This is a genomic window from Methylobacterium guangdongense (genome assembly GCF_038442355.1).
GTDB classification, from domain to species: domain Bacteria; phylum Pseudomonadota; class Alphaproteobacteria; order Rhizobiales; family Beijerinckiaceae; genus Methylobacterium; species Methylobacterium guangdongense.
In genome coordinates this window covers 1-26,853 of the sequence record NZ_JBBXMX010000025.1, presented here as the reverse complement: position 1 = coordinate 26,853, position 26,853 = coordinate 1, and the positions used below count along the sequence as shown (strand labels likewise).

The 26,853-nt window shown below is 56.5% G+C and carries 21 protein-coding genes and 7 pseudogenes; 11 read left to right on the top strand and 17 right to left on the bottom strand.

The features are described from left to right. Positions 1-58 precede the first annotated feature (58 nt). Positions 59-2,383 (top strand): type IA DNA topoisomerase, encoded by a 2,325-nt coding sequence (locus AAHG09_RS27775; RefSeq protein ID WP_342110892.1) that lies wholly within the window; start codon positions 59-61, stop codon positions 2,381-2,383. A 36-nt stretch (positions 2,384-2,419) separates the two neighbouring features. Here AAHG09_RS27775 and AAHG09_RS27770 read toward each other — a convergent pair whose 3' ends face one another. Further along, positions 2,420-3,799 carry an MFS transporter gene (locus AAHG09_RS27770; RefSeq protein ID WP_342110890.1) on the bottom strand — a complete coding sequence of 460 codons (1,380 nt, stop codon included), beginning with the start codon at positions 3,797-3,799 and terminating at the stop codon, positions 2,420-2,422. A 403-nt stretch (positions 3,800-4,202) separates the two neighbouring features. Between AAHG09_RS27770 and AAHG09_RS27765 the strand changes: the two genes are divergently transcribed. Both AAHG09_RS27765 and AAHG09_RS27760 read left to right on the top strand, forming a co-directional pair. Further along, a complete protein-coding gene (locus AAHG09_RS27765) occupies positions 4,203-4,847 on the top strand; it encodes a hypothetical protein (RefSeq protein WP_342110889.1) in 645 nt (214 codons plus the stop codon). 341 nt (positions 4,848-5,188) lie between these two features. Beyond that, positions 5,189-6,181, top strand: a complete 993-nt coding sequence (locus tag AAHG09_RS27760; protein WP_342110887.1) for a toll/interleukin-1 receptor domain-containing protein — start codon at positions 5,189-5,191, stop codon at positions 6,179-6,181. 280 nt (positions 6,182-6,461) lie between these two features. Here AAHG09_RS27760 and AAHG09_RS27755 read toward each other — a convergent pair whose 3' ends face one another. The 8 genes and pseudogenes from AAHG09_RS27755 to AAHG09_RS27720 all read right to left on the bottom strand — a co-directional run. Continuing rightward, positions 6,462-9,170, bottom strand: a complete 2,709-nt coding sequence (locus tag AAHG09_RS27755; RefSeq protein WP_342110885.1) for a Crp/Fnr family transcriptional regulator — start codon at positions 9,168-9,170, stop codon at positions 6,462-6,464. 761 nt (positions 9,171-9,931) lie between these two features. Next, a complete protein-coding gene (locus AAHG09_RS27750; protein WP_342110883.1) occupies positions 9,932-10,192 on the bottom strand; it encodes a hypothetical protein in 261 nt (86 codons plus the stop codon). Between the two features lie 132 nt (positions 10,193-10,324). Further along, the gene (locus AAHG09_RS27745; protein WP_342110881.1) at positions 10,325-10,633 is read right to left on the bottom strand and encodes a hypothetical protein; all 309 of its coding nucleotides are present in this window, start codon (positions 10,631-10,633) and stop codon (positions 10,325-10,327) included. 247 nt (positions 10,634-10,880) lie between these two features. After that, positions 10,881-12,101: an IS256 family transposase gene (locus tag AAHG09_RS27740; protein WP_342110879.1), complete on the bottom strand. Its 1,221-nt coding sequence runs from the start codon at positions 12,099-12,101 to the stop codon at positions 10,881-10,883. Positions 12,102-12,279: 178 nt separating this feature from the next. Further along, positions 12,280-12,722 (bottom strand): annotated as a pseudogene (locus AAHG09_RS27735) (transposase); the annotation flags it as partial. 30 nt (positions 12,723-12,752) lie between these two features. Then, positions 12,753-13,118 carry a recombinase family protein gene (locus tag AAHG09_RS27730; RefSeq protein ID WP_342110877.1) on the bottom strand — a complete coding sequence of 122 codons (366 nt, stop codon included), beginning with the start codon at positions 13,116-13,118 and terminating at the stop codon, positions 12,753-12,755. A gap of 2,027 nt (positions 13,119-15,145) precedes the next feature. Beyond that, on the bottom strand, positions 15,146-16,834 hold the full coding sequence (locus AAHG09_RS27725; protein ID WP_342110875.1) for a trypsin-like serine peptidase: 1,689 nt from the start codon (positions 16,832-16,834) through the stop codon (positions 15,146-15,148). A gap of 411 nt (positions 16,835-17,245) precedes the next feature. Beyond that, positions 17,246-17,802, bottom strand: a pseudogene (locus AAHG09_RS27720) (transposase); the annotation flags it as partial. A gap of 116 nt (positions 17,803-17,918) precedes the next feature. Between AAHG09_RS27720 and AAHG09_RS27715 the strand changes: the two are divergent. Both AAHG09_RS27715 and AAHG09_RS27710 read left to right on the top strand, forming a co-directional pair. Next, positions 17,919-18,446 (top strand): hypothetical protein, encoded by a 528-nt coding sequence (locus tag AAHG09_RS27715; RefSeq protein ID WP_342110872.1) that lies wholly within the window; start codon positions 17,919-17,921, stop codon positions 18,444-18,446. A gap of 452 nt (positions 18,447-18,898) precedes the next feature. Then, complete coding sequence (locus AAHG09_RS27710; RefSeq protein WP_342110870.1) at positions 18,899-19,465, top strand: hypothetical protein; 567 nt, start codon at positions 18,899-18,901, stop codon at positions 19,463-19,465. 286 nt (positions 19,466-19,751) lie between these two features. On the opposite strand, the gene AAHG09_RS27705 is transcribed toward AAHG09_RS27710, so the two are convergent. The 6 genes and pseudogenes from AAHG09_RS27705 to AAHG09_RS27680 all read right to left on the bottom strand — a co-directional run bounded on the left by AAHG09_RS27705 (position 19,752) and on the right by AAHG09_RS27680 (position 23,050). Beyond that, the gene (locus tag AAHG09_RS27705) at positions 19,752-19,943 is read right to left on the bottom strand and encodes a hypothetical protein (RefSeq protein ID WP_342110868.1); all 192 of its coding nucleotides are present in this window, start codon (positions 19,941-19,943) and stop codon (positions 19,752-19,754) included. 3 nt (positions 19,944-19,946) lie between these two features. Then, positions 19,947-20,498 (bottom strand): transposase, encoded by a 552-nt coding sequence (locus AAHG09_RS27700; protein ID WP_412760100.1) that lies wholly within the window; start codon positions 20,496-20,498, stop codon positions 19,947-19,949. A 181-nt stretch (positions 20,499-20,679) separates the two neighbouring features. Then, positions 20,680-20,952: a hypothetical protein gene (locus tag AAHG09_RS27695; protein WP_342110864.1), complete on the bottom strand. Its 273-nt coding sequence runs from the start codon at positions 20,950-20,952 to the stop codon at positions 20,680-20,682. A gap of 108 nt (positions 20,953-21,060) precedes the next feature. Further along, positions 21,061-21,514, bottom strand: a pseudogene (locus AAHG09_RS27690) (DDE-type integrase/transposase/recombinase); the annotation flags it as partial. 115 nt (positions 21,515-21,629) lie between these two features. Continuing rightward, positions 21,630-22,097 carry a hypothetical protein gene (locus AAHG09_RS27685; RefSeq protein WP_342110863.1) on the bottom strand — a complete coding sequence of 156 codons (468 nt, stop codon included), beginning with the start codon at positions 22,095-22,097 and terminating at the stop codon, positions 21,630-21,632. A 32-nt stretch (positions 22,098-22,129) separates the two neighbouring features. Continuing rightward, positions 22,130-23,050: a disease resistance family protein gene (locus tag AAHG09_RS27680; protein ID WP_342110860.1), complete on the bottom strand. Its 921-nt coding sequence runs from the start codon at positions 23,048-23,050 to the stop codon at positions 22,130-22,132. A gap of 493 nt (positions 23,051-23,543) precedes the next feature. On the opposite strand from AAHG09_RS27680, the pseudogene tnpB reads away from it, so the two are divergent. The 6 genes and pseudogenes from tnpB to AAHG09_RS27650 form a co-directional block, all read left to right on the top strand. Continuing rightward, positions 23,544-23,711 (top strand): annotated as a pseudogene (gene tnpB, locus AAHG09_RS27675) (IS66 family insertion sequence element accessory protein TnpB); the annotation flags it as partial. Then, positions 23,701-24,237: pseudogene (locus AAHG09_RS27670) on the top strand (IS66 family transposase); the annotation flags it as partial. The pseudogenes tnpB and AAHG09_RS27670, both read left to right, overlap by 11 nt. A gap of 19 nt (positions 24,238-24,256) precedes the next feature. After that, positions 24,257-24,599, top strand: a pseudogene (locus AAHG09_RS27665) (integrase core domain-containing protein); the annotation flags it as partial. 229 nt (positions 24,600-24,828) lie between these two features. After that, positions 24,829-25,257 carry a hypothetical protein gene (locus tag AAHG09_RS27660; RefSeq protein WP_342110858.1) on the top strand — a complete coding sequence of 143 codons (429 nt, stop codon included), beginning with the start codon at positions 24,829-24,831 and terminating at the stop codon, positions 25,255-25,257. Further along, on the top strand, positions 25,258-25,776 hold the full coding sequence (locus AAHG09_RS27655; protein ID WP_342110857.1) for a hypothetical protein: 519 nt from the start codon (positions 25,258-25,260) through the stop codon (positions 25,774-25,776). It abuts the gene before it with no gap. A gap of 193 nt (positions 25,777-25,969) precedes the next feature. Beyond that, entirely contained in the window at positions 25,970-26,275 is a 306-nt protein-coding gene (locus AAHG09_RS27650) for a hypothetical protein (RefSeq protein WP_342110855.1), read from the top strand. Positions 26,276-26,537: 262 nt separating this feature from the next. Here AAHG09_RS27650 and AAHG09_RS32000 read toward each other — a convergent pair. Both AAHG09_RS32000 and AAHG09_RS27645 read right to left on the bottom strand, forming a co-directional pair. Further along, positions 26,538-26,660: pseudogene (locus AAHG09_RS32000) on the bottom strand (IS3 family transposase); the annotation flags it as partial. Between the two features lie 48 nt (positions 26,661-26,708). After that, positions 26,709-26,853 (bottom strand): integrase core domain-containing protein (locus AAHG09_RS27645; protein ID WP_342110928.1); only part of this gene is annotated, 145 nt, incomplete at its 5' end.

Sequence of the window (26,853 nt, the reverse complement as noted above, 5' to 3'; positions counted from 1 at the left end):
TGACATGTCACCTCCGAGTTCCCGCCGCACGCTGTTCTTCTTTGAGAAGCCCTCAGCGATGCGGCAGCTGCAGCGCTTTTTCCGCTCACCGAACACCGTCTGCGTGGCCGCCGAGGGGCACCTGCTATCCGCCGAGGAGCCGGGCAGCATCCGGCCGGAGTGGAAGCCCTGGCGCTTCGATGCCCTGCCCATCAAGCTCGCCACGATTCCGGTCAGCTGTGGCACGAACCGGTCCGGCCAGTCGCACGAGCCAAAGATTGCCGCCATCCGGCAGGCGCTGAGCGGGGTCGAGCGCGTGATCATCGCCACCGATCCCGGGCGTGAAGGATCGATGATTGCCTGGGAGGTGCTGGAGCACCTCGGCTGGCGTGGGCGGGTCGACCGGCTCAAGCTCGGCGCACTCGACGAGGTCTCGATCCGCCGCGCCTTCTCGGCGCTTGCCAAGGAGCCGGGTTCGGGCGAGCGCGACTACGCCGCCTACCTCGAAGCGCTGTGCAGGCAGTATGAGGACTACCACCTCGGCCTGAACGGCACCCGGGCCATTTCGCTGCGCCTGCGCCCGCCCGCGTTTCGCGAGCCCTGGCGCTTCGGTGGCGTGCAGACACCGACCCTCGCCATCCTGACCGACCTGGAGGAGCGCATTCGCTCCTTCGTGCCGCAGGACTTCTTCAAGGTCGCCTTGCACCTCGGGACCCAGTCCGGTGCCACGCTGACCCTGTGGCATGCGCCCAAGGAGCGGATCTTCGACGCGGCGGCCGCCGAGACGATCCGGACGGCCGCCGCGACGTGGTCGGGCACCCTGGCAGTCGAGCACAGGGATGTGCGCCGTGCACCGCCCCGACTGTTCTCGAAGGACACTTTGGCGCGGCGCTGCGCCAAGCGGTTCGGCTGGGATCCGCAGCACACGGCCGCGATCGCCCAGGAGCTGTACGATCAGGGCTACCTCAGCTACCCACGCACCGAGTCCGAGTACCTACCGGAAGGGCAGGCAGGCGATGCCGCCGCGATCGTCACCGCCATCGCGACCGTGCTGACCAATGTGCGCGACGTCGTCCCGGCAGGCGAGGCGCCTCTGATTCGACGCGGGGCGAAGGGGCACTACGTCAAGGACCCAGGCGAGCACCACGCCATCGTGCCCCTGCGCAAGGTGCCAGAACGCAGCCGCCTCTCGGCTGATCAGTTCCGGTTGTGGGGGCTCGTCGCGAAAGCCTTCCTCGCCGCCCACCTCCCCGACGGCATCGACGCCCGCACGAGTGTCACGGCCGAGGTCGGGACGCCGCTCGGCGCGAAGCGGTTTGCCGTGTCGGGCAGCGTTATCCGTGCCCCTGGGTGGCGTGCGGTCTACGGCAGCGAAGCTGAACTCGAAGCCGACGTGGTGCCTGGCAAGGCCCGGCGCGAGGCGGAGGCCACGTCGCCGCGCCTGCCGCTCTTGAACGACGGGGAGGGCGCATCGGCTGCCGGCGCGGATGTCGCCGCCGCGATCACCGAGCCGCCGCGGCGGATCACCCGAGGCGAGTTGCCGGTGGTGATGGGTCGGCTGATCGACCAGGTCGATGATCCGGTGGCCAAGCGCGCCCTGGAGAACCCGGTCAACCCGAACGAGCCTAAGGGCCTCGGCACGGCCGCCACCCGCGACACGATCCTGCCCAAGCTCCTCAAGAGCCGGTACATCACCCTGGCCAATGGCAAGGACCCGGCCATTGAGGTGACCGAGGTCGGACTGGCCTTCATGGCGGCGGTGCGCCGCGTGTTCCCGACCTACGGTGATCCGGTCGGACGCGCCTTGTTCGAGGCGGAACTGGCCGAGATCGGTCGCGCGGCCACGCGGGTTGAGGCCGTCGAGCGCGCCAACGCCTTCCGGCATCGCACGCGTGCGCGACTGGATGAGCTGATCGCCGCGATCGCGAACTCGCCCGTCGTCAGCCTCGACCCGAGCCTGATCCCGCCCGGTAAGGCCGACGATCGTCCGCCGACGCCAGCCATGGTGTCGTTCGCGACGAGCTTAGCCGAGCGGAAGGGTGTGAAGCTGCCGCGGGGCTGCAAGAGCAGCATTAGCGTCTGCCGGGCCTTCCTCGACACCCATGCCGGGCCGCGTGCACCCCAGGAAGGCAACACCGACCAATTCACCGATCGCAAAGTTCCGAGCGCAGCGATGCTCAAGTACGCGCATAGCCTGGCTGAGCAGCGTGGCATCAACTGCCCGCCAGCGGCTGAGACAGATTTCGACGCCTGCCGGCGCTTTCTCGACGCGCACGCCTCGCAGCCCCAGCGTGGATCGAGAGCGCAAAGTTCCGGTAAAACCGAAACTGTAGAGACTGCCGCACACGGGAAGCGCCGGGTTAGGGCGACGCCGAAGCAGCCAACTGCGCGACGGCGGGCCTGAAGCGATCGGCTGAAGGTGACGCGATGGAAGGGAGCCTCAGGACGTCACGGCAAGGCGCGTGAAGCTCACCAAGCTGGCAAACCCGGCAAAGGCCGCTCCGAGCCCCATCGCCACTGCAGGCCCGTGCGCCTCCGCGATCGCGAAGCAGGCCGCGACGAGGGCGGCGCCTAGAGTCTGACCGAGTAGTCGCGCCGTGGCCACGATCCCGCTCGCCCCACCCGAGCGAGCAGCCGGCGCGCTCGTCATGATGGCGCGCAGGTTCGGGGCCTGGAAGAAGCCGAATCCGGCCCCGCAGATCGCCATCCGCCAGATGATGTTCGTGACGCTGGGATCGGCAGGTAGCAGCGCGAGCAGCCCCATGCCGATCGCGAGCCCGGCGAGCCCGATCCCGCCGAGCAGGCCGGGAGCGTAACGATCCGAGAGGCGTCCGGCCACCGGGGCTAGCAGCGCGACCACCACTGGCCAAGGGGTCATCAGAAAGCCGGTCTCGACCTGCGAGCGGCCAAGCGTGTGCTGGAACAGGAAAGGTAGTGAGACGAACGCTAGCCCCTGTGCCGCAAACGAGCACACCGCGGTCAGAGCCGACAAGGCGAACAGCGGGCGCTTCAGGAGATCGGCGGCCAGCATCGGCGCCGGGTGTCCGGCTTGGCGACGCAGGAGCAGGGCGAAGCAGGCGAGCGCCCCAGCAATCTCCACGAGGATGCGCCAGAGCGGCCCCTCGTGTGCGGCTTCACCCAACCCTAGAACCAGGAGCGCGAACGCAGCGGCGTTGAGCAGTGCGCCGGGGAGGTCGAAGCTGTGGCCGGAACGACCGGTCTCGGGCAGCGCAGTCCAGGCCAAGGCGAGGGCGCCGAGGCCAATCGGCACGTTGACGGCGAACAACCAGGGCCATGGCGCCGCCAGCAGGATCAACGATGCCACGGTTGGGCCGATCGCGAAGCCGACGCCGACGACGAAGGCGTTGAGCCCGACGCCGCGGCCGAGCTGGTTCGCGGGGTAGATGAATCGGATCAGCGCGATGTTGACCGCCATCAGCGCGCTTGCGCCGACCCCCTGGAGCACGCGCGCGACGACGAGTGTTGGTAGCGACCAGGCCAGGGCGCAGACGAGCGACGCCGCAGTGAACAGGAGAAGGCCGACGACGTAGATCTTCTTCTGCCCGACGATCTCACCGAGCGCCGCAATCGGTAGCAACGTCGCCACGACCGCGAGCTGGTAGGCGTTCACGATCCAAACCGAGGCACCTGGATCGACTCCGAGATCGCCAGCGATGGTGGGCAGGGCTGTGTTGGCGATGGCGGTGTCGAGTGTCGCGAGTGCCACTCCGGTGAGCACCGCGGCTATTGCCTTCCCACGCTGGCCCGGCGGCGATCCATCGCGAGCAGCCGCAGTCGGGTTCGAGATCGTCTCAGTCATTCAGGCTTAGAATCCTGCGTTCAGGGCGCGGCCTGAACTGCGCCTCTCTCCGCACCTTGGCAAATAGTGAGCGGCTCCTCCACGCGGAACGGCGCGACCATCGTACCCTATCAGTAACGGGTGTCATTTTACATCCGGCGGGTATCTCGATTGCAGCGAAGACCAGCAGCGTCGGCCCCCGCCTGCGATCGCCCCGCCTTGACTAATAGGAATATAATCTGCTAAAAGGTCGACAGGCTGCTGCTTCGTAGCCTTCATCGAGGGTCGACATGAGGCACCCGCCACACACGCTGAAGCCGAACTGCCGAGCGCTACCGCCCGGCTTTCTGCCTCAGCCTCAGCCTTCCGCAACCATCCCAAGGGGGTCTCATCCGAGGCCCCCTTCGCATTTCTGGAGCCTGCCATGACCGCAGCCACTGCTACGAAAGCCAAAGGCGCACTCACCCCGGCCGAGAGCCCGCTTGCCAAGCCGACGCCAGCCCTTGTCGTGTTCGGTGCCGACAAGGGCGGCAAGCCTCACGCCGCCTGGTTTCCCACCCCCGACGTGAGCTTGGCCACAAAGGCCGCCGCGACCATCGGCTTCCGCGCACTCGTGCTGTGTGACGACGCCCAGCGCTCGGCCGCCGCTGATCTGCCTCAAGGGCGGGTGTTCAGCTCGGGCCGCGCGTTCGTGCCATTCGTCGCCAAGGAGGTCTATGAGCGCCTGCAAGCCCTGGCTGGTTCATCTGCGGGATCGGCAACTACCCGCATCGTGCTGGCCACGCCAAGCCATGAGAAGCCCGCTGATGGCGACGAGGGCTGCCCTGGTGGGGCAAACACGGTTGATCCTCGTTACCCCCGCAGCTGGGCAGGCATCGCGATCGGCAGCTTGGTGCTGATCACCGAAGGTGAGGAGGACGGCTGGTATGAGGCCGTCGTCGTCGCCTCGAAGCCCGGTGGCGAGTTCACCCTACAATGGCGTGACTGGCCTGATCTGCCGCTGCTGATGCGCTGTCGCGACGAGATGGCCTTGCTGCACCCGAACGCCGCCGCGGCGGCCGAAGCCTGATCTTAAGCGAATAAAATTACTGGCCGGCAAGGCCCCAAGCTTTGCCGGCCACCGGCGACGGTGGCTCAGGGCGGATTGGGGAAGTTGAGGCTCTGCCCGTAAGCGGACATTCTGCAAAGCGCCCATTCCGGTCATTCAGACGGCTTTGACGACGTCCCGTAAGCGGACGCCGCGAGCTGCGATGGGCCTTTCGCATAAGGGGCAGATTATGGAATGGCGCCCGCTGCACTATTTCGAAGGCGTCGATGGTGCTACAAGCAGCGGCTAAAGCATGCAAAATTTCTCTCTAGCCTATCAAATAATAATATTTTGTTGCAAAATAGCAGAAGTCAAACAGATCCATGCTGAAACCCACGGGATTTTGGAGCTATACAAGCTCTGACGATATATTTTCGCGAGGAAAGCTAAGTCAGTTACGCTCACTGTTAGCTGAGGAACTTCAGCAGCAGATAGGTCGCGCTCCGGTTGTCAATATCTGGCAGGACGTTGCCGCCATTCCATCAGGATCAGACTGGGAAAGACAAATAAAAACAGCCATCGAAAATACTTCTTTTTTGATCATTGTTGTGACTCCAGCACTTTTACAAAGTGAATGGTGCTGCAAAGAGATACAAATGTTTCGTAGGCGTGAAATTAATATTGGATCTGATCGATTGATATTCCCGATACACTTCATAGATACTTCACATCTCGAACCAAATAATCCAAATGATTGTCATGATCCAACGATTTTTGAATTTCTTCACAGTCGACAGTGGGCTGATTTCCGGTCACATCGTTTGAGTGATTACAACTCTAGTGAAGTTGGACGTTTCTTGGAAAATATATCGAGAGCCATTCGCACTGCTTTAAGACAAGATCTAATTTGCAAAATACCTATGGATAATTCCAGTTTACCTATCGACCCTACAGATGAATTAAGACTCAATCAGCAGCGGGTTAAATTAATCAGCCTCATACACCACTATGCTTTGCATTCCAAAAACAGCATAGTCCCATATCAAAATCCAATGGTGACTGTAGAAGATAAAATTATTGAAGACAGATCCCGAAAAAGAGCTAAAAATAAGTATAAGTCAAATTTTTTAAATAAACTTTGCTTTATCGGTGTCGTTTTAATACCAACAGCTTTGTCACGCATTGGTTATAACATTTACCCTGATTATGGCAATGAAATTTTTAGTTCCGCATGGTACAGGAACGAATTAATATCTATTATCATGGCTGGTGCGTTTCTATATTTATTACTCAGACTTGCCGGACATATTTTTCTGGACATCATCTCTATGACTCGTTCATTATTCAAATTTATTCGATACGAAGAAGAGGAATAATTTTAAAATCATACCATAATTCACATAAGGTTGTAAATTATCAAGTCTGCAGTGGGAATATAGCATCTGCATACACTTGATAAACTCACCAAGACTAAAGAGATGCATAGCTTGAGAAATTTGACGTGGAGTAAAGTTGTTACTTCCCAATTGCGGAAAGCAGACTGCTACAAATTGCGTATAAGTGACTGCTTTCTATTTTTATTATGAGACGAATTAAAGTAATTTTTTGCATATGAAATCGATCATTGATGAGATAGAGACAGTGCCATGAGATAGCTTACAGTGAGCTTCGGTAGTAGCGGGTTGCAGCGCGGGGAACGCCGCTCACCCCCGGTTTGCGCGCCTGCAGTCCAACTTGAGCGAAGGGGGCGGGCGCCTGCGTCAGCAAGCGCGCCTCCGCGGCGAACGCCTCGGTCAGAACCACCATACTAAGCGGCAGCTCAATGTTATCACGTGCGCCTTGCAAGGCAGCCACCCGCGTCTCGGAGAGGCGAGAGCCCACGAATACCCCACCGAAATCCAATACGATGCGAGCGCCGTCGAGACCGGGCAGCGACGTCCGGCTAATGGCCGCGGCCAAGTCCTGTGCGCGCATAAGATCGCGAAGTCCTATGTAGAAGCCGACCATTTGATTGGTCAGGACGCGCCGCTCTAAACGCTCGCCGTCCTGGAGATGGAAGCGCAGGACACTTTCAGCCCGTTCGAAATGTTCGTCGATCAGCCGAGTGGTTTTCTTCTGATGACGGTCGTGATCGTCTGGTAGCGCAAGCCAAATGAACAGCACTGCCCCGAAGCAAGTCGGGGGCGTTTCCTGCGGCATGGCGGGTCTGCCGGCCCGCCAGCTGCAGGTCAGTGGGATCGTCCTACGACCGAGGGCTTGCCAGTCAGCGCGCACCCGCGAGGTTCCGGCGATCGAGCCGGGGGGCGAACCATCGTGGATGCATATCATTACCGCTTCGCTCTCCCATTCATCCGATCGCAGCAGTGCCAACCCTGCCGCATGGCGGTTTCCAACGTAGACTGCCTCGTCGAACGCGAGCCGAACCTTAGTCGGCTTATCTTCCTCCAAGACCCTAACAGTCCGCGCCTTGGACAATACTGCGTCAAAGCGTGCCTTCCAATGGTGGCAAGCGACCGCGTCGCCAACCAGAACCGAACGTTCGAGGAAGACATCGATCGGCACGGGAAGCACGACGTGCACGGATGCTTCCGCTGCAAGAGCACGCTCGGCCATCAGCAGATCAGATCCAGCAGCTAGTGCGCAGACTACAGCGCCGATCTCAGCTTCGACGTAGGCTTGGTCGATCGCCGTGCTCAGCCCAGGCTCGATGTCCCGCCAGAGCGAGAGATCAAGATCCGGTTGCGGCGGCAGGTGGCCGCTAACATAGGCTATCCGCTTCTGCCGCAACAAAGCGTGCAATTCCATCGCCAGCGCCCCACAGGATGGGGCGAGACGGCGGAGCTGTAGCCGGGTCGAGGCAACCATCCCGGCGCGCGAGATTTCAGCGACTTCCACCGCAGCAGCGTCGCGTGCAGCTGCTAGGGCGGGTTCGCGCTCGCCGAGGATCAAGTGACCCTCCATCGCGGTCACGAAGTCCCAGTAGGTGCGCGGCGTCCCACTCATAAGCGTGCGCCGGGCATACTTCTCGGCCTTGTCTGCGTCGCCCAACACCCGCGCCATAGCCGCGACGTTGATCGCACAGTAGGTGTCCGAGAAGCGGTCGGCGATGGCTGCGTATCGTGCCGCCGCCTGGGCGACGATTGGAGCAAAGCTTTGCTGTCCCAATCGCAGTGCTGCGAATGCAACCTCCTTGGCCACCCGGGCCGATAAGGCTGGGATGTCGACGCGCAGGCGGCGCTCATTTTTTTGGCGGTCGCGCCACCAGCGCTTCTCTTCGTCGGCGTCGAGTTGCTCACCGGAGTCGAGCTCGTCGCGCCGCTTTACTCCGTGAGGCGAAGCGTACCCATCGTCAATGCTCGACAGTACGGTGTCTAGATCACCGTCCCAACCGAAGGTCGCAAGCAGGCCAGCCGCCTCTTCAAAGGAGCCGCAGCGCAGCATTGCCAATACCGCCTGATGGCGGATCTCCGGATGGCTAGGGAAGCGGCCGAGGACCTCCAGCGCGAGGTTGCGCGCCCGGAACGCGTCCCCTGTGAGCAAAGCGTCATTGATCGTACCCCGCGCTGTGTCGAAGGTGGTGAAATCCGACCGGATCGCGAGGTCGGCGAGCTGATCCAAGCGCTCGAGGTCGTAGACAACGATCTCGCGGCTTGGCAGCACTGCGATGATACCGCCCGTTTCCATTGCCTTAAGCTTCTGGTTGAGGGTTTCGCGGCCCAATCCGACTTGATCGGCAATTTCTTGTTGCTTCAGTGGTCGCGTACGCGCCGTACTCCCGCTCGCCCCTCCATAGGGTGAGCCTGCTGTCTCTTGGCGCAGCCAAGCCGCAAGGCGGTACGTGCTGTCATCGATGAACGCATCGTGCAGGACGGCAAGGCTACCGGCGAACGCATCGGCGGCCTTGCGTCCTAGGATCGCCGCCAGCGCGGTCGCCTCATCCGAACTTAGACGTTCGAGGGCAGAGTAGGGAATATGCATAAGCTTGAGCGTGGTGACTGCTTGGGCGCTCGTCAGGCGGGTGCGGGCCGCGCCGAGGCGGCGACCGCCATTTCCATGACGAAGCAAAAAGCTGGACTGCACCACCTCGATATACCCGAGCATCGCCGGCGCCCGGATCCGTTCGAGGCGCAAAGTCCGGCCGGTTGTCTGGTTGGCCCACGTCACGTCGACGAGTTGCGGCAAAGCGACGACATCGGCCGGCATTAGGACACAGATGCCGTCAACAGGATCTCCTTGCTGGTAGATGAAATCCCCAGGCCGTAGCGCGATGGGACGCTGACGAGGCAGTAGGTTACTGATGGTCTCCAACGCCAAGTTGCCGAACAGCGGCGCAACTCTATTGTAGTCGAGGTCGTCTATCGACAAATCTACCTCCAAAATCCGGATGGAGCTTGGGCGTCGGAACTGATGCGCCGATTGAGGTGTGGGGGTTCAGGAGTACTCTGCCGCGCGGCGCAGCAGCCTTCAGGGGGGATCATCATGATGAATGCCGGGATTTCCCTGATCAATGATAGCGCGTCGGCCAGGATGGCGATGTCCCGAGGAGCGATCGTTTCACCGTCAGGCTCGACCGCTTCCAAAACCTGATTGTACGCCCCTTGACCCAGATCGCCGTTACCATCCCGCGTGAGCCGCACGCGGTGCATACCCGTCTAGATGCTCTCGCCTCTAATCCCTTCCGCCTGCTTGGGGCGCGGGCGGGCGCCAGGGGGCCCTAACGGCCGGATTGGCTCGTCCGCATTGCATGTGTCCGAGATCGTCGGCTCGTCCCGATTGAACGCCGTGACTCGCCCGTTCAAAGTCGTACGGCTCCAGCCGGAGCTCTGGCTTCGACAGGTCACCACCGGCCGCCCCTCAGGGCGAGCGTCGAACCGCAGCGGAGGCCGGGCCGGTACTGCCCCCTTACCAGTCTCGCCCTCAGGAAAGGCGCGCCCGGCGAGGGCACTCGTGGCGGGCCCGTCGGTCACCGGAGACGACGAGGCCGGCGGCATGGCGGAGCTACATACCCACAGGCTGGAGATTCCGCTGAGCAGGATAGCGTAGATCATGTCCATGGAGTGCGTCCGGTTGTTGGAGGCCTGGGTGAGCCGGAGGGGATTGGTCCCTCCGGGATCAGCGAGGGACGATCACCGCCCGTATTCGCGCGTGGTGTGGCGCTCGGAGTGGTACTCATCGACCTGCTCACGCACGACCGGCGGATAGGCCGGCTGCGACGGGTAGGCCGAGCCGACGGTGACATCGACAGCGACGTTGCCGAACTCTGGATCGACATGGACGCCGACGGCGACCTGGGCGGGCCGATAGCCCTGGGCTTGAGCGGCGGGAACGCCAGCCAAGCCGAGGGTGATGGCGGCGAGGGCGAGGGGGATTGTGCGGCTGGTGGCCATGGTGAGCTTCTGTCTGGATCGGGTGGCGGGGACCGTGCTGACAGCCGGACTATTGCGCGGACTGAGGCGGTCGGATGTGGGGGAAGCCACACCGGGGCGAGGAGGAGGGCGAGGCCGAGCCTCGCCCGACTGTCACTGCGGGGCGTATTCCCGCACGATGCGCCGCTGGGTAGTGGTCTCTTCTTCGCGCACGACCGGCGGCGGGGAGGCCGGCTCGTAGACCGAGTAGGGATCAGCTGGCACGATCACCGGCTGGTAGACCGGGGGCACGATCACCGGCTGGTAGACCGGAGGCACGATCACCGGGCGGTAGACCGGAGGCACGATCACCGGGCGGTAGACCGGGTAGGGCCTGTAGCCGTAGTAGCCCTGGGCTTGTGCGGGGACTGCGGCGGTGAGGCCGATGGCCAGGGCCGGCAGGGCGAGGAGCAGGGGGCGCATAGTCTGTCCTTGGGAGGTTGGGACGGCGCTTGCGTCGCTCGGTCGTCGGCATGTGCCGGGATCGGGTCGGCCTGGGCGGTCTCGTCTCGGGGCTGGCCACCGTGGCCGCTCCGACGCCCCCTTCATCCTCCAGCTAAATTCGACCAACTGTGAGACAGACAACACCTCGTCAGAATGGCTCAATTCGACGATCAGAACAGATGACCGGGACTATCGGAAATTCCGTGTGTGGGCGGCGGGTTGAACCTCAGGCCGCCATGGCCCGGGTGAAGCGCTCGCCGAAGATGACGGCGAACTGCGCCTTGGCCATGACCCACTCACGCGGGCCCATCTTCCACGCCTTCTCGGAGCGGTTCAAGACCAGGTAGAGCAGCTTCAGCGCGGCCTCGTCGGTCGGGAAGTGTCCGCGGGCGCGCACGGCCCGGCAGAGCGTGGCGTTCAGGGCCTCGATGGCGTTCGTCGTGTAGAGGATCCGCCGAACCTCGCCGGGAAAGGCGTAGAACGGGATCACCTCGCCCCAGGCCCGCCGCCAGCTCGGGGCGATGGCCGGGTACTTCCGGCCCCACTCGCCCGTCTCAAAGGCGGACAGCGCTGCCTCGCCAGCGGCGGCATCAAGGGCTCGATAAATCTCCTTCAGCGCTGCGGCCACGAGCTTGCGATCCTTGTAGGAGACGAAGTCGAGGCTGTGGCGCAGGAGGTGGACGATGCAGGTTTGGACCAGCGCCTCGGGGAACACCGCCCGGATCGCGTCGGGGAAGCCCTTCAAGCCGTCGACCACGGCCAGCAGCACGTCCTCGACGCCGCGGTTCCTGAGCTCGTTCATGACCCGCAGCCAGAACTTGGCGCCCTCGTTCTGCTCCAGCCAGAGGCCGAGGATCTCCTTGGAACCATCGGCGCGCACGCCGAGCGCGATGTGAACGGCCTTGTTCCGGACCACACCCTCGTCGCGCACCTTGATCCGCAGGTCGTCGAAGAACACGATCGGGTAGACCGGCTCCAGCGGCCGGGCTTGCCAGGCGGCGACTTCCTCCAGCACCGCGTCGGTCACCGCGCTGATCAGGTCGGGGGAGACCTCGATGCCGTACAGCTCGCGCAGGTGCCCGACGACCTCCCGGGTGCTCATGCCGCGGGCGTACATCGACACGATCTTATCGTCGAAGCCGGGAAACCGGCACTGATAGCGGGCAGTCAGCTGCGGATCGAACGTCGCCTGCCGGTCACGCGGGATCGCCAGCTCGATCCGGCCAGTCTCGGTGGTCACGGTCTTGCGGCCATAGCCGTTGCGCGTGTTGCCGGCTTCCTCGGCCGCCAGATGGTGGTCCATCTCGGCGTTGAGCGCCCGCTCGGCCAAGGCCTTTTTCAGCGCGTCCAGCAGGCCGTCAGACTCGAACGCCGCCTTGGGGTCAGCCCCGGCCAAGAGCTGATCCAGGAGCGCGTCAGGGATGTGGGGGGCTTTGCGTTGTGCCATCGGGAACCTCCTTCGGATCCACTATGGCCGCCCCACACGAAATTCCTGACGGTCCCCAGATGACCAGCCAAACACCAATTATGCGGCTACGGGTATCGGCTTAAAGCGCCTTCTATAATTGGGTTGGTCAATAATCGGCTTGGATGTCACGTCGTGGGTGCCACTCTTCTATTTGTGGTCGGCGACGCTCGCCGGCCAGGCTGCGCAGGCGTACCCGCACGGCCGCATCGTCACCTCGCGTCGAGGCATAGCGGTACGTCTTCGGCTCAAGGCCAATCAGCCCGCACGCACGACGCTGCGAGTAGCCCTTCTCCTCGATGGCCCAGCTCACGGCTGTTCTCCGTGCGCCGGGCGTCAGAAGTTTTTTCCCAGTGCCTCACGCAGCGTCGCCACGTCGAGCATCGCTTCAGCCAGGAGCTTCTTGAGCTTGCGGTTCTCCTCGTCGAGCGCCTTCAGGCGGCGCGCGTCCGAGACCTCCATGCCGCCGAAGCGCGAGCGCCACGTGTAGAACGTCGCGTCGCTGATGCCGTGGCGGCGGCAAATCTCAGCCACCCGAAGCCCGGCCTGCTGCTCCTTGAGGATGCCGATGATCTGCTCTTCGCTGAACCGGCTCTTCTTCATCGTCCGTCTCCTCATCGACGGACCCTAGCTTCAGAACGAGGGCAGAACAGGGGGCAAGGTCACGAAGAACAGCTTGCCCATCGGGTCAGTGGGGTCATGCACGCTGGCGCCAAGCTGGAGCTTCACACCCCGGATGGCGAGTGCGTCGCCAATCGCACGTGCGTCGGGCACGGAGCGGGCGAGCCGGTCAAGCTTAGGCACCACTAGGGTGTCGCCGCTCCGGACCGCGGCCAGCGCCTGATCGAGGCCGGGGCGAGCTCGGTTCGTCCCGGTGAAGCCCTTGTCGGTGTAGATGCGATCAGGCGCCACCCCGAGCTGGATCAGCGCCTGGCGCTGGGCCTCTAGGTCCTGCTTGTCTGTCGAACAGCGGGCGTAGCCGATTAGAACGTGCGTCATGGACCCGATGTAACGTATGAGGTCCCTTCACTGCAATTTTTATCGTACCAATCTATTGAGACGAATGCTGTGCAGGTGGATCGACTCTTCGCTTACCGTGCTGCTCAGTGTCCGCTGATCGATCCCCTTGCGGACACACATGCAAAAGCGCCACGCAGCCAAAGTAGCACGAGTCGGCCGACCATCAGGATCCGCATGCCGAGCGCGATGGTGGCTCCTCAGACAATGCCGAAAGCCCTACGCCCGCTAACGGGAAGCGCCTATGATCAGTTAGGTCAAGCACCTGTTAGGAACATAATATACGTTATGACATATTTATTCTTATTTTTTCCAGTCGGTGTCATCATTCTTAAGACCTTCGATGACACGAAACATCTTTCCGACAGCCTCTACAGTGTTCAGAACGTCAGGAATTTCTCTAATCTCTGTCGGGTTTCCTACCGTCCCAGAGCGCAATAACTTTGAGCGTTCAGACGCCGAAAATTTCTTGGATAGAATGCCAACACGTTGAACCAGATTTCCAAAATCGTCCCTCAATGCTTGTCCTTCTTGACGACCTACTCTATAGAAATTCGCAAATTTCTCGTAGGAGACTTCCCTCTCTCTACAAAATGCAACAAATATTTCCGCAAGATCTAAAGTGTCTAGATGGTAATCTGCGGTCAGAGATTTATTTTTAATTTCCCTTTCGGTTTTATTTTACCCAATATTAACGGCGGCATTGTAAACTATAGAGCGGTTCTTTATAGCGTCTTTATTAGGTGCGGATGTGCGGAATCGATTTACATGACTGCCTGTTTTGGTAAAGCTGTACATTACTATGAGTATAAGGAAAATAATGGCCGAAATTACAAACCGACTGATTATCGAGGTGTTCATAAAAAGTCCTGTTTACTATTGATCTATATTAAAAAGCCAGTGCAGTCTTCTAAATCATAGTTGACACGTTAGCAAGTTCCAAAATCTTTGTTAGACTGGGGCGGCCACTCAGGACGATGTAGCCGTTCTACCAGGCAATATGGGCGATCTCATGTAGCAACTTGGTAAGCGTCAGTCCCGACAGATCGAGGTTCGGTCACTACCATCGTGGAGTCGATCTGGAGGCTGGCGTTCGGGCTGATCTCGGCGTTGAAAAAACTGCCCCATAGTACGTCCTTACGCGAGCTGCGTGCCGTCGGGAAAACAGTCGTTTTCTATATATAAGGGTTGAGGCAGCTGGATGACTGCTTGGGGCGGAAAGTGGTCGGTTCGACTGAACTCTTCGCAGTATTACGGCGTCTAGTTAGGGGGGCCGGGCCAGTGCTTCGTAGGAGCATCGCGTTCGTACAATACGCTACCCAACCCAACCATTGTCCTTGAGAGGGATGGCGCAGCTTCTGAGATAGGTAGAAAAACGTGGATAGAGCAATTAAAGTCACACAAAGCTGATTGTCTCCGGTGAAATTTCATACACCGTACCGATCCGGTACTATAGTCTGTCTTATTTTAGCTAACTTTAGTATTTATACTAAATCAAAATCCAAATAAGGATAGAAAGTGTACTTATTCGAAACCTCTTGAATCACGACCACAAATGGTGCCTGCACTTCGACCCGGATTAAAACAACTCCAGTTGGGGGGATAGCCAACGTTTGCGCGCATATTGGTAGTAGGTTGGTACGATCCATAGATCAATAATGCTATGCAGATAAGTACACATGGTAGAGCAGCGGCTAAGGCGATCGACATGTCTCGCCATAGCCTCACGCGACTAGCTTTGATTGCCCAGAAAATGGATACCGCCGCTACGGCAGCGAAAAGCCCAGCTATGGACCATAGCAGATTTCCGTAGATCATTGCCGTTTAGCCTGACCGTGTGGGCGGCTCGACACTCCGAGCCTTCGCAAACAAAGCTGTCAAATCCTGAGTCTAATTCTTCATTAGTCTACGTTCTATATAATATGGAAGATACGTGCGCTAATCCTAAGATAAAGTAACCGATATAAATTTTAAATTTTGTAATGTGTTCTACCTGGACCATACGATTATTATGGCTGTTTCCCGCTCCACTCAAACTGACGGAAAAAATCCCCATTTAAAATAATCACATCAGTATTTGTTATCTTTTGGGATGAAATATTCGCTTTTAGAAACTTGAATGGGGGTGGATGCGACGCGATGCCAACGAATTCAACATTGCCACTCGTTTTAAGCCTCAGCACGGGAGATCCAGCATTATCCGCTATCCAAACACAATTAGTTCTCAATATCGATCCGTTATATATAGACTCCTGCTGAGCAAGTTTCGGAGCGCATTTTCGCACTGTAAAATTGTTGTCAGGAGGGATCGCGCTAGAATTTATAACATTGTTAGCCGGAATATACACCTCTTCTATATCTGAATCGATGTGATATTGCTCTGCCGAGTTCAAAGGCCTTGCATGGCCTAAAGGTGAGGCAAGTCTAACAATGGCAAAATCTCTCAAAGGTTCGTCTCTAGGAATTCTAGTTCCTAACACAGTTCCAGGATCAAAAAATTTTAGCTTAGTTCTTATAGTCGGAATTTCATAATTATAAAATTCGCAATTATTGATATCTTGCCGAATCCTACCCTCTTTTGTGAGTAGGGGGTGCGCCTGCATAACGATACGGTCATTGTGATCTACCAAGGTTGCAAATACCTTCAAGGGTGCGATATTTTCGGTGCCAGGACAAGCGACGGTTCCAAGCGCAGAACCAATCATATTAGAAATCTGCAATGTTGTTTGGTAATCAATTTCAGTGGATCTATGTTTGATAGTCAAATCAGTATGATATCCAATATCACTACCTTTATTGATATTATCAATCATTCGGAAATAAACATCCAGATTTCCATCAATCGACACACCGATACCAGCGTTTTTCTCATTATCAAAAGGAGCGCCTATATTTTCCTCATTTCTACCGTGCTCGGTCCTTGACTGTATTGCAATTCCGACAGCCTCAAGTTTACCCGTTGGCCGCCTGTGAAGAACCACGGACCCAGATTGTCCGTGGGTAGTGATGCAATCATAAGTTATCTGAGAGCTGGAATTATCTTTATACAAGTCTACGGATCGAACCATGCACTTCTGAACAATGGGTTCGTTAGGCTTTATCTGTCTCTTCATATACATGGCTAAGGCAGAGACCATATATATTTGACTGCCGAGGCTGACCGATGATCGAGGCGCTCTTACGATTGGAATGATACCTTTTATGGGATTTGCCAATTCCAAAACCGCGTAATCATCGTCGTTTTTATCTCTTTTAGAGCTTGATCCTTGAAAGTTGGAACTGCTGTTAATTAAAACCTTGCGGGGAGGCGAGGGATTTGATGCTGGCGCGAATTGGCAGTCTAGCGCCCCAAGTTCCTTAGCGCGGTAAATTACATGCGCTGCTGTTGTGATATAACCACCATTCTCAATAATACTCGCGGATGCCATAGTGCCACGGCGTGTTTTCGGATTAACGCATTTTATCAAACCAGTTACACTCTTGAGCCATGCTATTTCGGCTTCCGAGAAGCTGAGCAATGAGCCACCTTCGTCAATTCCATAACGTCGATCAGTGTTGACAAATGGCACAACGGATGTAGTTTCAGATTGTGGTATGGAATCGATGACATTATTCGTTGAAAAATCATTAGATTTAACTACTTGGGCGGATGCAGTTATTGAAAATACCAGATTTAGAAGCAAAATTAGAGTTGTCATAATCGATCGAAGGTATGGTAGGACCATTTCTAACCCCAAATATCGGCCGATTTTCAATCACAAATGCAGTTTTGTACATCGAAGGGTATCATCGAGCAGCAGTAGGATTGCTAAGACTCCGATTTACACTGATCATACCAATTATACTCGCTGCGCGACTCTCTACTTCGAGCAAATTTTTGATTAGTCGACGCTGTATAATTTTCCTCCTTATGCGAGGTCTTCACCGGCCGAATAGTTGAGGATGGCCAGCTAAAAAAAGGATAAATCAATATCTCCGCCAAGCATATAGCGCGTATATCAAATTTCACGACAAAGAGCCTCGACTAAATTTTTTCAGTTAGTAGCATAAATTGCGACTCCGCGAGACTCAAGTGGGAGAGCACGCATTTCCTAGACGGAGGAATAACTCATGGCGTTGAGGAACCGGATGAACTCACCGTTCCGATGGCGCTGCATGCAACGGCCGAGTACGGTGCCGGCCAGGACGTCGAGGGCGGCAAAAAGCGTCGTGGTGCCGTGGCGTGTGTAGACGTGGGTCTGGGCGGCGGGATGGCCGGAGGCGAGCGGACGGTCGGGGCGAGTCTGCTCCAGCGCCTGGATCTGGCTCTTCTCATTGATGGACAGCGCCACCGCTTGGGCCGGCGGATCCATGTACAGGCCCACCACACGGGGATCCCATAGAATAGGTTCGATGGGATCCCGTCTTCGACCTTGGCGGCCAAGGCGGGGTCGCGCGAGCGTTTGAACGTGCGCAGCCTATGGGGCTGGAGGCGGTGAGCGTCCCAGATCCGCTGCACGGCACGCAACGAGATCCCGACCGCGCGAGCCATGGCCCGTCCGGTCCGGTACGTGACCTCGCCCGGCGGTTCCGAGCAGGTCAGCGCCAGCACCCCGGCGACCGTCTCGGTCGAATGGGGTGGTGTCCCGGGCGGACGTGTCTTGTCGCGCAGCAGACCCTCGACGCCCGCCTTCCGATTGTAGGTTGAGCCACACAGGGTGGATTGGAATTTAGCGATGGTCTTTTCGTGAAGACGGCCACAGGGGCTGTCCGGTAAGTCCCAGACGGGACGGGAGACCTTCCATGAAGACGCTCAAGCTCACTACGCTCGGCCTTTCCCTCGCTATGGTCACCATGAGCCTCGGCACAAACTCCGCCCAGGCTGGCTGCTCCAAGGGTGCCCTAGCAGACCTTGCCTGCCGGGCAGGCTTGATCAACAAGCAGACAGCAAATAGTCTGGATGCCTTCCATGCCGGTATTGGTCGCCCTCTCGACCGGCTGGCCCCTGCCATGGGCGGGGTGGCGGCGGGTCCGGTGGGTGCGGGTATCGGCACCGTATGGCAACGGCAGGACCAATTCCGCCGTCAGGCAGAGCAGTCTCAGCGCTTCATCAACGCTGGCCCGGCCTATACCGATGCTCAGCCGATGTACGGTGTGGGGCAGGGTTATAGGGACACTCGTGGAATGCAGGGCGGTGGTCAGATAGGGAACCGCTGCTACACAGCTTACGGCCTCTCTGGTCCGGGAATCTTCCAGAAAGTCGGACTGTCTTGCACAACCCCGATCCGTGGGCAGCTGATGCAGGGATACATCGTCAACGTTGGCTACTAGAGCCTATGATCCCGATCCAGCGAACTAGTTCAGGCTAGACGCACATCTTTCGTGCATCCTAAGCTATGAATGAGGCGGGTTACCATGAGTCGCGAACGTCCTCCAAACATACGAATTCCTTTCTCCCTGCGGCGGGCGGAGCCCGCCGCGTGGGGCATTATTGAACGTATATTCCAACTCGACGCAGCTTGCCGACTCTAGAGCCCTGTTGCTATATAAATAATCCCATGTGCACATCGCTATAAACTTCACAACTTGAACCGAAGCATTTTATACATACAATATTTTAGATAGATTATACGTATATCAATAAAAAACATAGCCAAATTACTGATAAATGTACGTAAATTAATGCTCATTGAGATGTTGTGAGCTAATCTTGCGGACGGTTCAGGTCAATATGTATGTATTTAAATGATATATAGTATCTTGTTTACAACCGGAGAAAAATTATGACTTTCATTATGGCTGTATGTTTCGTAATTATATTACAGATTTCTTGGCGATCATTCCGTAATCGTCTGGCGGTAAAGTTGCACTTGCCGCTTCCAACTCACAAGGGGCCAAAGGGATGGGATGCGCTAAGGGGCGTGTTGCCTGGAGCGATAGTAGGAGCACTAATTTATCCGATTATTCCTATTGTTTCTGTATACGCTTACGCACTCATATTTAGAGATCAGCAGCTGTTTGCGATCACTTCGCCTGCCAACAGTGAAATAGAATCGTTTTTTGGCATCTTAGCGCTATTTATTATAATGATTTTTTGTTGGAGTATCGCTATTGCGATGAGCATCCAGATCTGGAGTTTGATTTGCTGGCGACGTGTTCAAAATATATGGGTTGCAATCATTCTAGGAGCAGTATTAGCATTTCTGATAACCTTCATTTCATCTGGGTTCGAATTTGCGTCACACGATCGGGTCATAACTGATCTGCTAATGGGGCTTGCCGGAGGAGCGAGCGGCGCGACCGTTTGGTGGTCGACATACAGAAAATCAACTTCTAGTTATATCAAGTAAAATTTCACAATCGCCGGTTTGCCATCGTTATATTCTCTATAGGTGCTCTGCATCGCAAATTGTAAGAGCTCGTTTGACAAGTCAGGGGTATCACCGGACGGGCTCTTAGCTCGACTTTGGCCCATCATGCGGCGTGGCAGAGGCCATAGGCCCAGGGCGCGGGCAATTGGAAGCGGGGTTTTGTTCGGGCGCGTCGGCGCGGTGATGTTGCCAAAGTCCGCTCACGCCAGATCGCACAGCGTACGGCGGCCAGGGCATCGGCGAAGGTCGGGCGCGGTTTGGGGTATCACGCGGCGGCCGCGATCCGTCGCCGCCGGTGGGCTGGGAGTTGCGCAGCCAACAGCGTGACGATCGAGAACAGGGCAAGCAGGCAGGGCGTGGTGCGGGCAACCGCCATGTCGGACCACTGCCGCTGCGTCTCGACGCCCAGACGGGCACGCGCTTCCTGGAAGGTGACCTCGACGCTCCAGCGCCGCACGAACTAACCGACGATCTGCGCGGGCTCGCGTGTCGGATCCGTGCAGAGCAGGGCCTGGGGCGGGAAGCGCGCCTCGGGATCGCGGAGGAGCACCCATCGGATCGGCACGACGGGCAGGCCCCCGTGCCGCCACACCGCGGTGTCCGTGGCGATCTCGATCGTGCACTCGCCCGCCCCGTACCAGCCCGGTACCACCACCTTGCGCCAGCGCGTGTCCTTCGCCACGAGGCGCGCAGCGAGTGTGGGTAGCCGTGCGCCTTTGGTGCGCGGGCGTCCGATCGTGCCAGGCGGGCGCGGCGGGGCAGGTTCGTAAAGGGCTGCGTCGAGCCGCAGGCGGGTGATCGGCGTGATGCCGCCGCGCCGCATCGCATCGAGGAACAGGAGGGCCGAGAAACCGCCATCGCCCACCAGGACGAGGTCGCGCCCCGGCAGCCGGCGGCGGGCCTGCAGAGCGAGTTGACGTCCGACATCGAGCAGCGGCTTGTGGCGACGGCCCCGGCCGCGGCAGGCACGCTCTGACGGCACCAGCGCGGTCCGGAACGGTGGCGCCCAGATGCGCCCCGCCTAGGGGATCAGAGCGAGCAGCATCAGCCTCATCCTGAGCCTGTCGAAGGATTGATCAGCTCCTCGCGGCTCAGCCGCTCAAGATCGCTGCGCCCCATCCCACGAAGGAATCAGCAAAACCCAACCCGCGCAAGTGTCTGGGTAATTACAACTTGACGGCCAATTTCTATATTCAATTATCTTGAGATGATTTTATTCCTATTTTATTTCGCCTACCTCCTGTTCGACCTTTGGAATTATCTTTTGATTTTACGTTGTTTTTTGGAGGTATCTGCTTTTTATAATTACTATCTTTTTCTATATTTAGCAATATGGCACCATCAGGTATAACCAACATATCTGCAGATGCGGTTGCATTAGTATACACAGCCAACACGCAGATTGCAAAAATTTTATACATATCCGAGATCCGTCCCCTCTCATCAAGCACTGTGCGAAACTGCATATAGACCTGTCAATGCTCTTCGCGCTGGATACGCTCCCAAATGCCCAGATCGGGTCTCCATCTTTGCAATTTTCTTCGGCAGTAATTTTGAGTTAGATGATAAAAGAATAGCCCGGGGCGATACATCACCGGCCCATGATTGAGACCGGCGGCTGCCAGCGCCAGGTCGAGCGTGGCGGTGACGTGGATAGCCTGCATCGTCGGACACAGCTTCCACTCCACGATGGTGCGTGAGAAGTCGTCCAGCACAGTCGACAGGCAGTGCCAGCGCCAGCCCACGACCTTCAGGTGGGTGAAGTCCGTCTGCCAAAGCTGGTTGGGCGCGGTGGTCTTTTCGCGGAACTCGTGCGTGGGCTTGACGACGATGTAGGTTGGGCCGGTGATCAGGTTCTGAGCTTTGGAGCAGGCGGTAGACGGTCGCTTCCAAGACGAAGTAGCGCCGCTCGTCGGTGAAGCGCACAGCCAGCTCGCGCGGGCTGAGCTCCGGCTCCTCCAGCGCGAGGGTGACGATCTGTGCGCGGACCTCGGCCTACAGGTGGTTCCACACCCGGCACGGTGTGCTCATGAGATTAAGGCGTCTACCCGGCTGCCTCAGCACCACTGGTCGCCCCCGTGAGAGGACTAAAAGCTATGCAAGGAGGATTTGAGATACGGTGCGATAATTCGATATACATGTTTCAATCCATGCATATCCCTTTTTTAATTATAAATCTGTAGCATTGATCACCAACCACAGACGGATGATCGCATACGTCATAAATTTTTAGCGAATTACTTTGCTCCACAAGGTAAAAATCTTTATCAATTTTATCGCCAGACACAATGTATGTGGCCCTGACTTTATATCCAATCTTTGTTGCAGTGGGGGTATGAATGATAATGTTGTGAACATTGCTATCTTGATGCATCGAAAGTTCCGCGTCTAAGCCTTGAACAGTGAAGCACTTATGTTTTTTTATAATTTTATTCCAATACGATAACAACTGCTTATCAAATAAATCTTCTTCGACATTGCGACCGTTGACGGTGGATTTTATTATGTGTCGAACGTAGTTTTCGTACCTACCGGCTTCTAAGGCATAACTTGGTCCTGCTAAGTACAGCGTCATTACTGACGCGATAGGTAATCTGTACATTTTGCGCATTGTATGATCATTTTCTCTGTTCAAAATAGCAATCAATACTCGCGATTGGAACTAAGTTCGTTTGCTGCCGCCATAAGGGACAACTGTCTCCAGCATACGAAGCCATATACGAGAGCGCGCGCGTCGGTAAGCGAAACCCCATTGATGTGGTCTAAGACCCAGGCTGCGGCCGGGAGTGCTGCGACCTGGGTGCCCTGTAGGTCAAGCCAGTCACCCACCGAGAGTCGTTCTGGGAGCGTAGAGAGCGCGCTGCAGCCGTTTAGGTAGAGACGGCCAGGGATATACAGGCCTTCGGGCAGACGCTGCAAACTAGCGCAGGCGGCAAGGTTAAGGTCGCCCCCGACGACAAGGTCGTCGGATAATCGCATCAAGCGGCTGCAGTCACGTAGATTGAGATCCTGGCAGACAACGAGGTTATCGTGTAGGTTAGTCAGAGCCGTACAACTACAGAGATGCAGACCGCTGTAGACGGTGAGATTATTGAGCAAATTGGTGAGGGATGTGCAATGATTGAGGTGCAGGTCAGCAGCGACATGCAACATGTTCGGCAATGCTGTCAGGCTGGCACATCCGTCCAAGTAGAGATTGCCTCCGACGGAGAGGCTGGCAGGCAACGCCGTCAAGCTGGTACATCCGTCCAGGTGGAGATTATCCCCCACAGAGAGGCTGGGTCTGATTACCGTCAGGCCAGTACAGCCCCGCAAGGACAGGTTGCCTCCGACGGAGAGATCGTCAGGCCGCGCCGTCAGGTTGGTGCACCCCCACAGGCTCAGGTCGCCCCCCACGGAAAGGCCGTCGGGCAGCGCAATCAAGCTGGTGCAACGACTTAGGGACAGGTTGCCCTCCACGGACAGGCCATCAGGCAGCGTCGTCAGGCCGATGCAGCCCTGCAGGTACAGATCGCGTCCGACGAAGAGGCCGCTGGGCAACACTGTCAGATTGATCGTCGGCACAGCTCACAAAGATTGACGATATATCGATTGTGATCATTTTGGCAAAATTACTATATTAGCTAGTTGCAGTAGGATTTTGAAGGCTATCAAAAATGCGCGAGGACAATTGGCTTGATGCTTGCAACTTGCTCGGTGGTTTTAAGAGGCTGGTATGAGGCGGACCCGCACTCAAGGGTGGTGGGATGAGTTCCGATTTGGAGGAGGGTGGCAGTCGCTCCTTGCCCTGGTTCTTGCAGGGACCATCGTCGCCATGATGGTCACAAAAATCATATTCATGCAGAATGGCCACAGTCTCTCCAACGCTGAGATTGCCGACCAGCAGAGGCGTGAGGAAGCGGCTTGCATCGCCCGCGGTGGGCATATTGTGGAGTTGATCGTACCCGGCCGCGGCGTGGGAAGCCGAGCCTGTCACGGCAGAAAGTGGCCCTAGCCTTAGTGGGAGATCTTCTCGCGGCGTTGCTGGATCGATGATCCCCGTTCCTCGGGCCCGCGCGTGTGGCCTTCCAACGGCTACACGGACATGAGGAAGGGCTTTGACGGGCTCACCGCGCTGGTCCAGGGCCACCTGCACCATGATCCATTCTCCGGTTAGGCCTTCGTCTTCTGCAGCCGTGCGGGGCGGCTGATCAAGATCCTGTGGTGGGACGGCCATGGGCTGTGCTTGTTCTCGAAGCCGGGGGCCGGGGTGCCAACCCTTGCCCAATCATCTGTCACGCGAGATTGTCGCTCATTCCAGCCCCTGTGCCTGCCCGGCCTGCGGCGGTCGCCTGCGCCGGATCGGCGAGGACGAGACGGAGAGCCTCGATTACGTGCCGGGCCGCTTCAAGGTGGTGCGGCACCTGCGCGAGGCCTTCTCCTATCGCGCCTGCGAGACCGTCGTGCAGGTTCCGGCGCCTTACCACGCCATCGCCCACAGCCGTGCCGGACCCGGGCTGCTCGCGCATATCGCTGTGGCAAAGTTCGACGATCACGTGCCACTGTATCGTCAGGCCGAGATCTATGCGCAGGACGGCGTCATGTTGCAGACCTCGACCATATCCGACTGAATGGGCGCGACGGCCGCCGCGCTGGCCCCGCTGATCGATCAGCTCCGCGAGGAGGTGATCGCCGGCTCGGACGCCCTGCATGGCGACGATACGACGGTGCCGATCCTGGCGCCCGGCGTGGGCAAGATGAAGACCAGCCGGCTCTCGGCGTATGACCTAGGCGCTCGACGTCTTGGTCTGGCTGCGAGGTCGTCTCAAAAGTCTACAGGTGGACAATGGATTGGAGTTTGCCGGCCGCATGCTCGAACAGGGGCATACCTGAACGGGGTCGAGATCGACTTCTCGCAGCCAGAGAATCGACCGATATCGCCTATATCGAGTCGTTCAATGGTCACCTACGGGCGAAGTGCTTGAACGCCTCGTGGTTCCTATCGCTGGTCGATGCCAGCAAGCGCATCAAGGGATGGAAGTGACACTGTAACGAAGATCGACCACACACCGTCCTGGGCGGCTTGACGTCCAGAGCCTTTGCGAAACAAGCTGGCATAGACCGAAAATTTGCATACGCCGGATCCCGCAGACTGGATAAGCTACAAACCGCGCGTGCAATAACATTGCAACTAATTTACCAGAGGGCGATAAGTCATAGACAAGAACCAAGGTAATGGGGCTTTGCCGAGACAAGGACTTAAAATTTTAGTATCTATAATTCATCACTTATATACAGTGATACAAAATCACTATATATAATTATAGATTTTAATGCTCAGCGAAATCAAAATGGAGATAAATATGAAGAGGTATCGCTATCTGACGGCTGTATTGCTATGGTCAGTATTTCCTTTTAATCAAAGTTTTGCAGATAAAAACAACATCTGTGTTGCAGCAAATACGTTAAGATCCGAATTGATTGCCAATGGAGCTGTAAGTTCTGAAGATAATATAGATAGAATTGTAATTTTTTTGGCCCCTATTGCTAAAGGTAGGCGTAAATTCATAACGAATCAAGACGCTGATTGTATCATAGATCTTCTGATTACTGCTATACCGTACGAAGAAAAACAAAACAGCACTGATTTAACCTGTCAATTGGATGGTATTTGGAACACGCACACGAATGAGTTAAGCTCAGCGGTATCAAAAAGGAACCCGTCACAACAACATTACTTACAACTTAAGCGTGCATATGGAAGAAAGCTGATGCGAAGTGGGAATGGGTAGATGTACCAAGTCGTTTATTACAAACTAAACAAGCATGTAAATCGTCTAAGCATGCTAATTGGCATAGTTTTTGTAAGTATGAGCTTATTGCCTTCGGTTGCTGAGGATTTCGCCGATTATCCGAGTTACTGTAAAACTAAATTTTCGTCAGGATCTGAACGTAGAGAATGTATAAATAGTAAAATTATTAAAGATGCATCATCTATTAAAGAAAAAACAGGCATAGATTGCAATACAAAGAGATGCGTATTAAAAATGTCTCCGAATAACGAAATATGGGGACATTGGGAGGCTAAAGGATACACTCTTGTCTTTAAATCGGGCCAGAAAGCGGAAGAAATGCTGGGGCAAGATACGGGATTGACAGCTGTCATTATTACTGATCCGGAAAAACGTATAAGTCTATTCTCGACTTGCTTGACATGTCTTGATTTTACCTATATCAGCGGCCCTATAAAAAAGGCAAATTCAGTTTTTTTGTCACGTCAAAGTGAAATACTTATTTTCTCGAAGCAATGATAATTTTATCATATGTAATGGAGCGTACATAAACATTTAAGAAATTTAAAAATCTGTCGAGTGCCACCGAAGGGAGTAAATATCGAAGATGAGAATTCATATTTTGAGAACGAATCTTATACTAATGCTTTCGTTCGCAGCAATTGGATCTCTAAGCGCTGGAGAAAATTGTCCTCCATGCAAAGACATTTGTATGCGTCAAACCAAGGCTTCTAATGGAAATTTATCTGTGGATGACTCCAACAAGCTTTCGGACGAAGTTATCCGTATGTCTAGTTCGAAAGAAGTGGATACTAAGAAGGCGGCAGAAATACTTTTTCTGACTGGTCGCGTAGAATTGTACGACAACTCAGAGTACGTTTTAGATGTGTATGAAGCGGTAGAGAAGGCTAGAAAAAAATTTCCCGCGCAATACGCAGCGGCATTCATGCAATTAAAAAAGTTTAAATGTCTTACTCCAAACCAGATCAAGGAGATCGAGAATAACGTTATGAATTGAACAACTTTTCAAGTAGCGATATTGGTTGATTATTACCGAAGACTTATCATAATATAATATGTATATTATCAAATAATCTGAAATTTGCTGATTTCATTGAGATGCAAAAAGCTATGAAACCATTATTAATAGATTTTAACGCGCGTCGGCTCTGTTTCTAGCTACGACTGGGCACATCCAAAAACCTCGCGGTTTGAGGGGTTTCGTGATGTGATGGCATCGTCGGCCTGTGAGGTGCTGCGATGCGCGGTCAGCCCGGTTTCTTTCGACGTTGATGAGCGTCTGAAGGATGGCCGCCGTACTCCTTGCGCCAGCGGTAATAGCTCTGCTCGGAGATCTCCGCCTCCTTGTATGCATGGGCTAAACTCTTGCCCTGGGCCGTCTGACCTTGCCCCCTGTTTGCCCCCGCTCATAACCAGAGTCCGTTCTGGTTCTAGTCCTGTTTGGACCGGGTTGCAAACGCGTTCGGGGTGAGCCCGCCGAGGCTCGTGTGCGGGCGGCAGGTGTTGTAGTCGACCCGCCACGCCTCGATGATGGTCCGGGCCGCCGGCAGGCTCCGGAACAGATGCTCGTTCAGG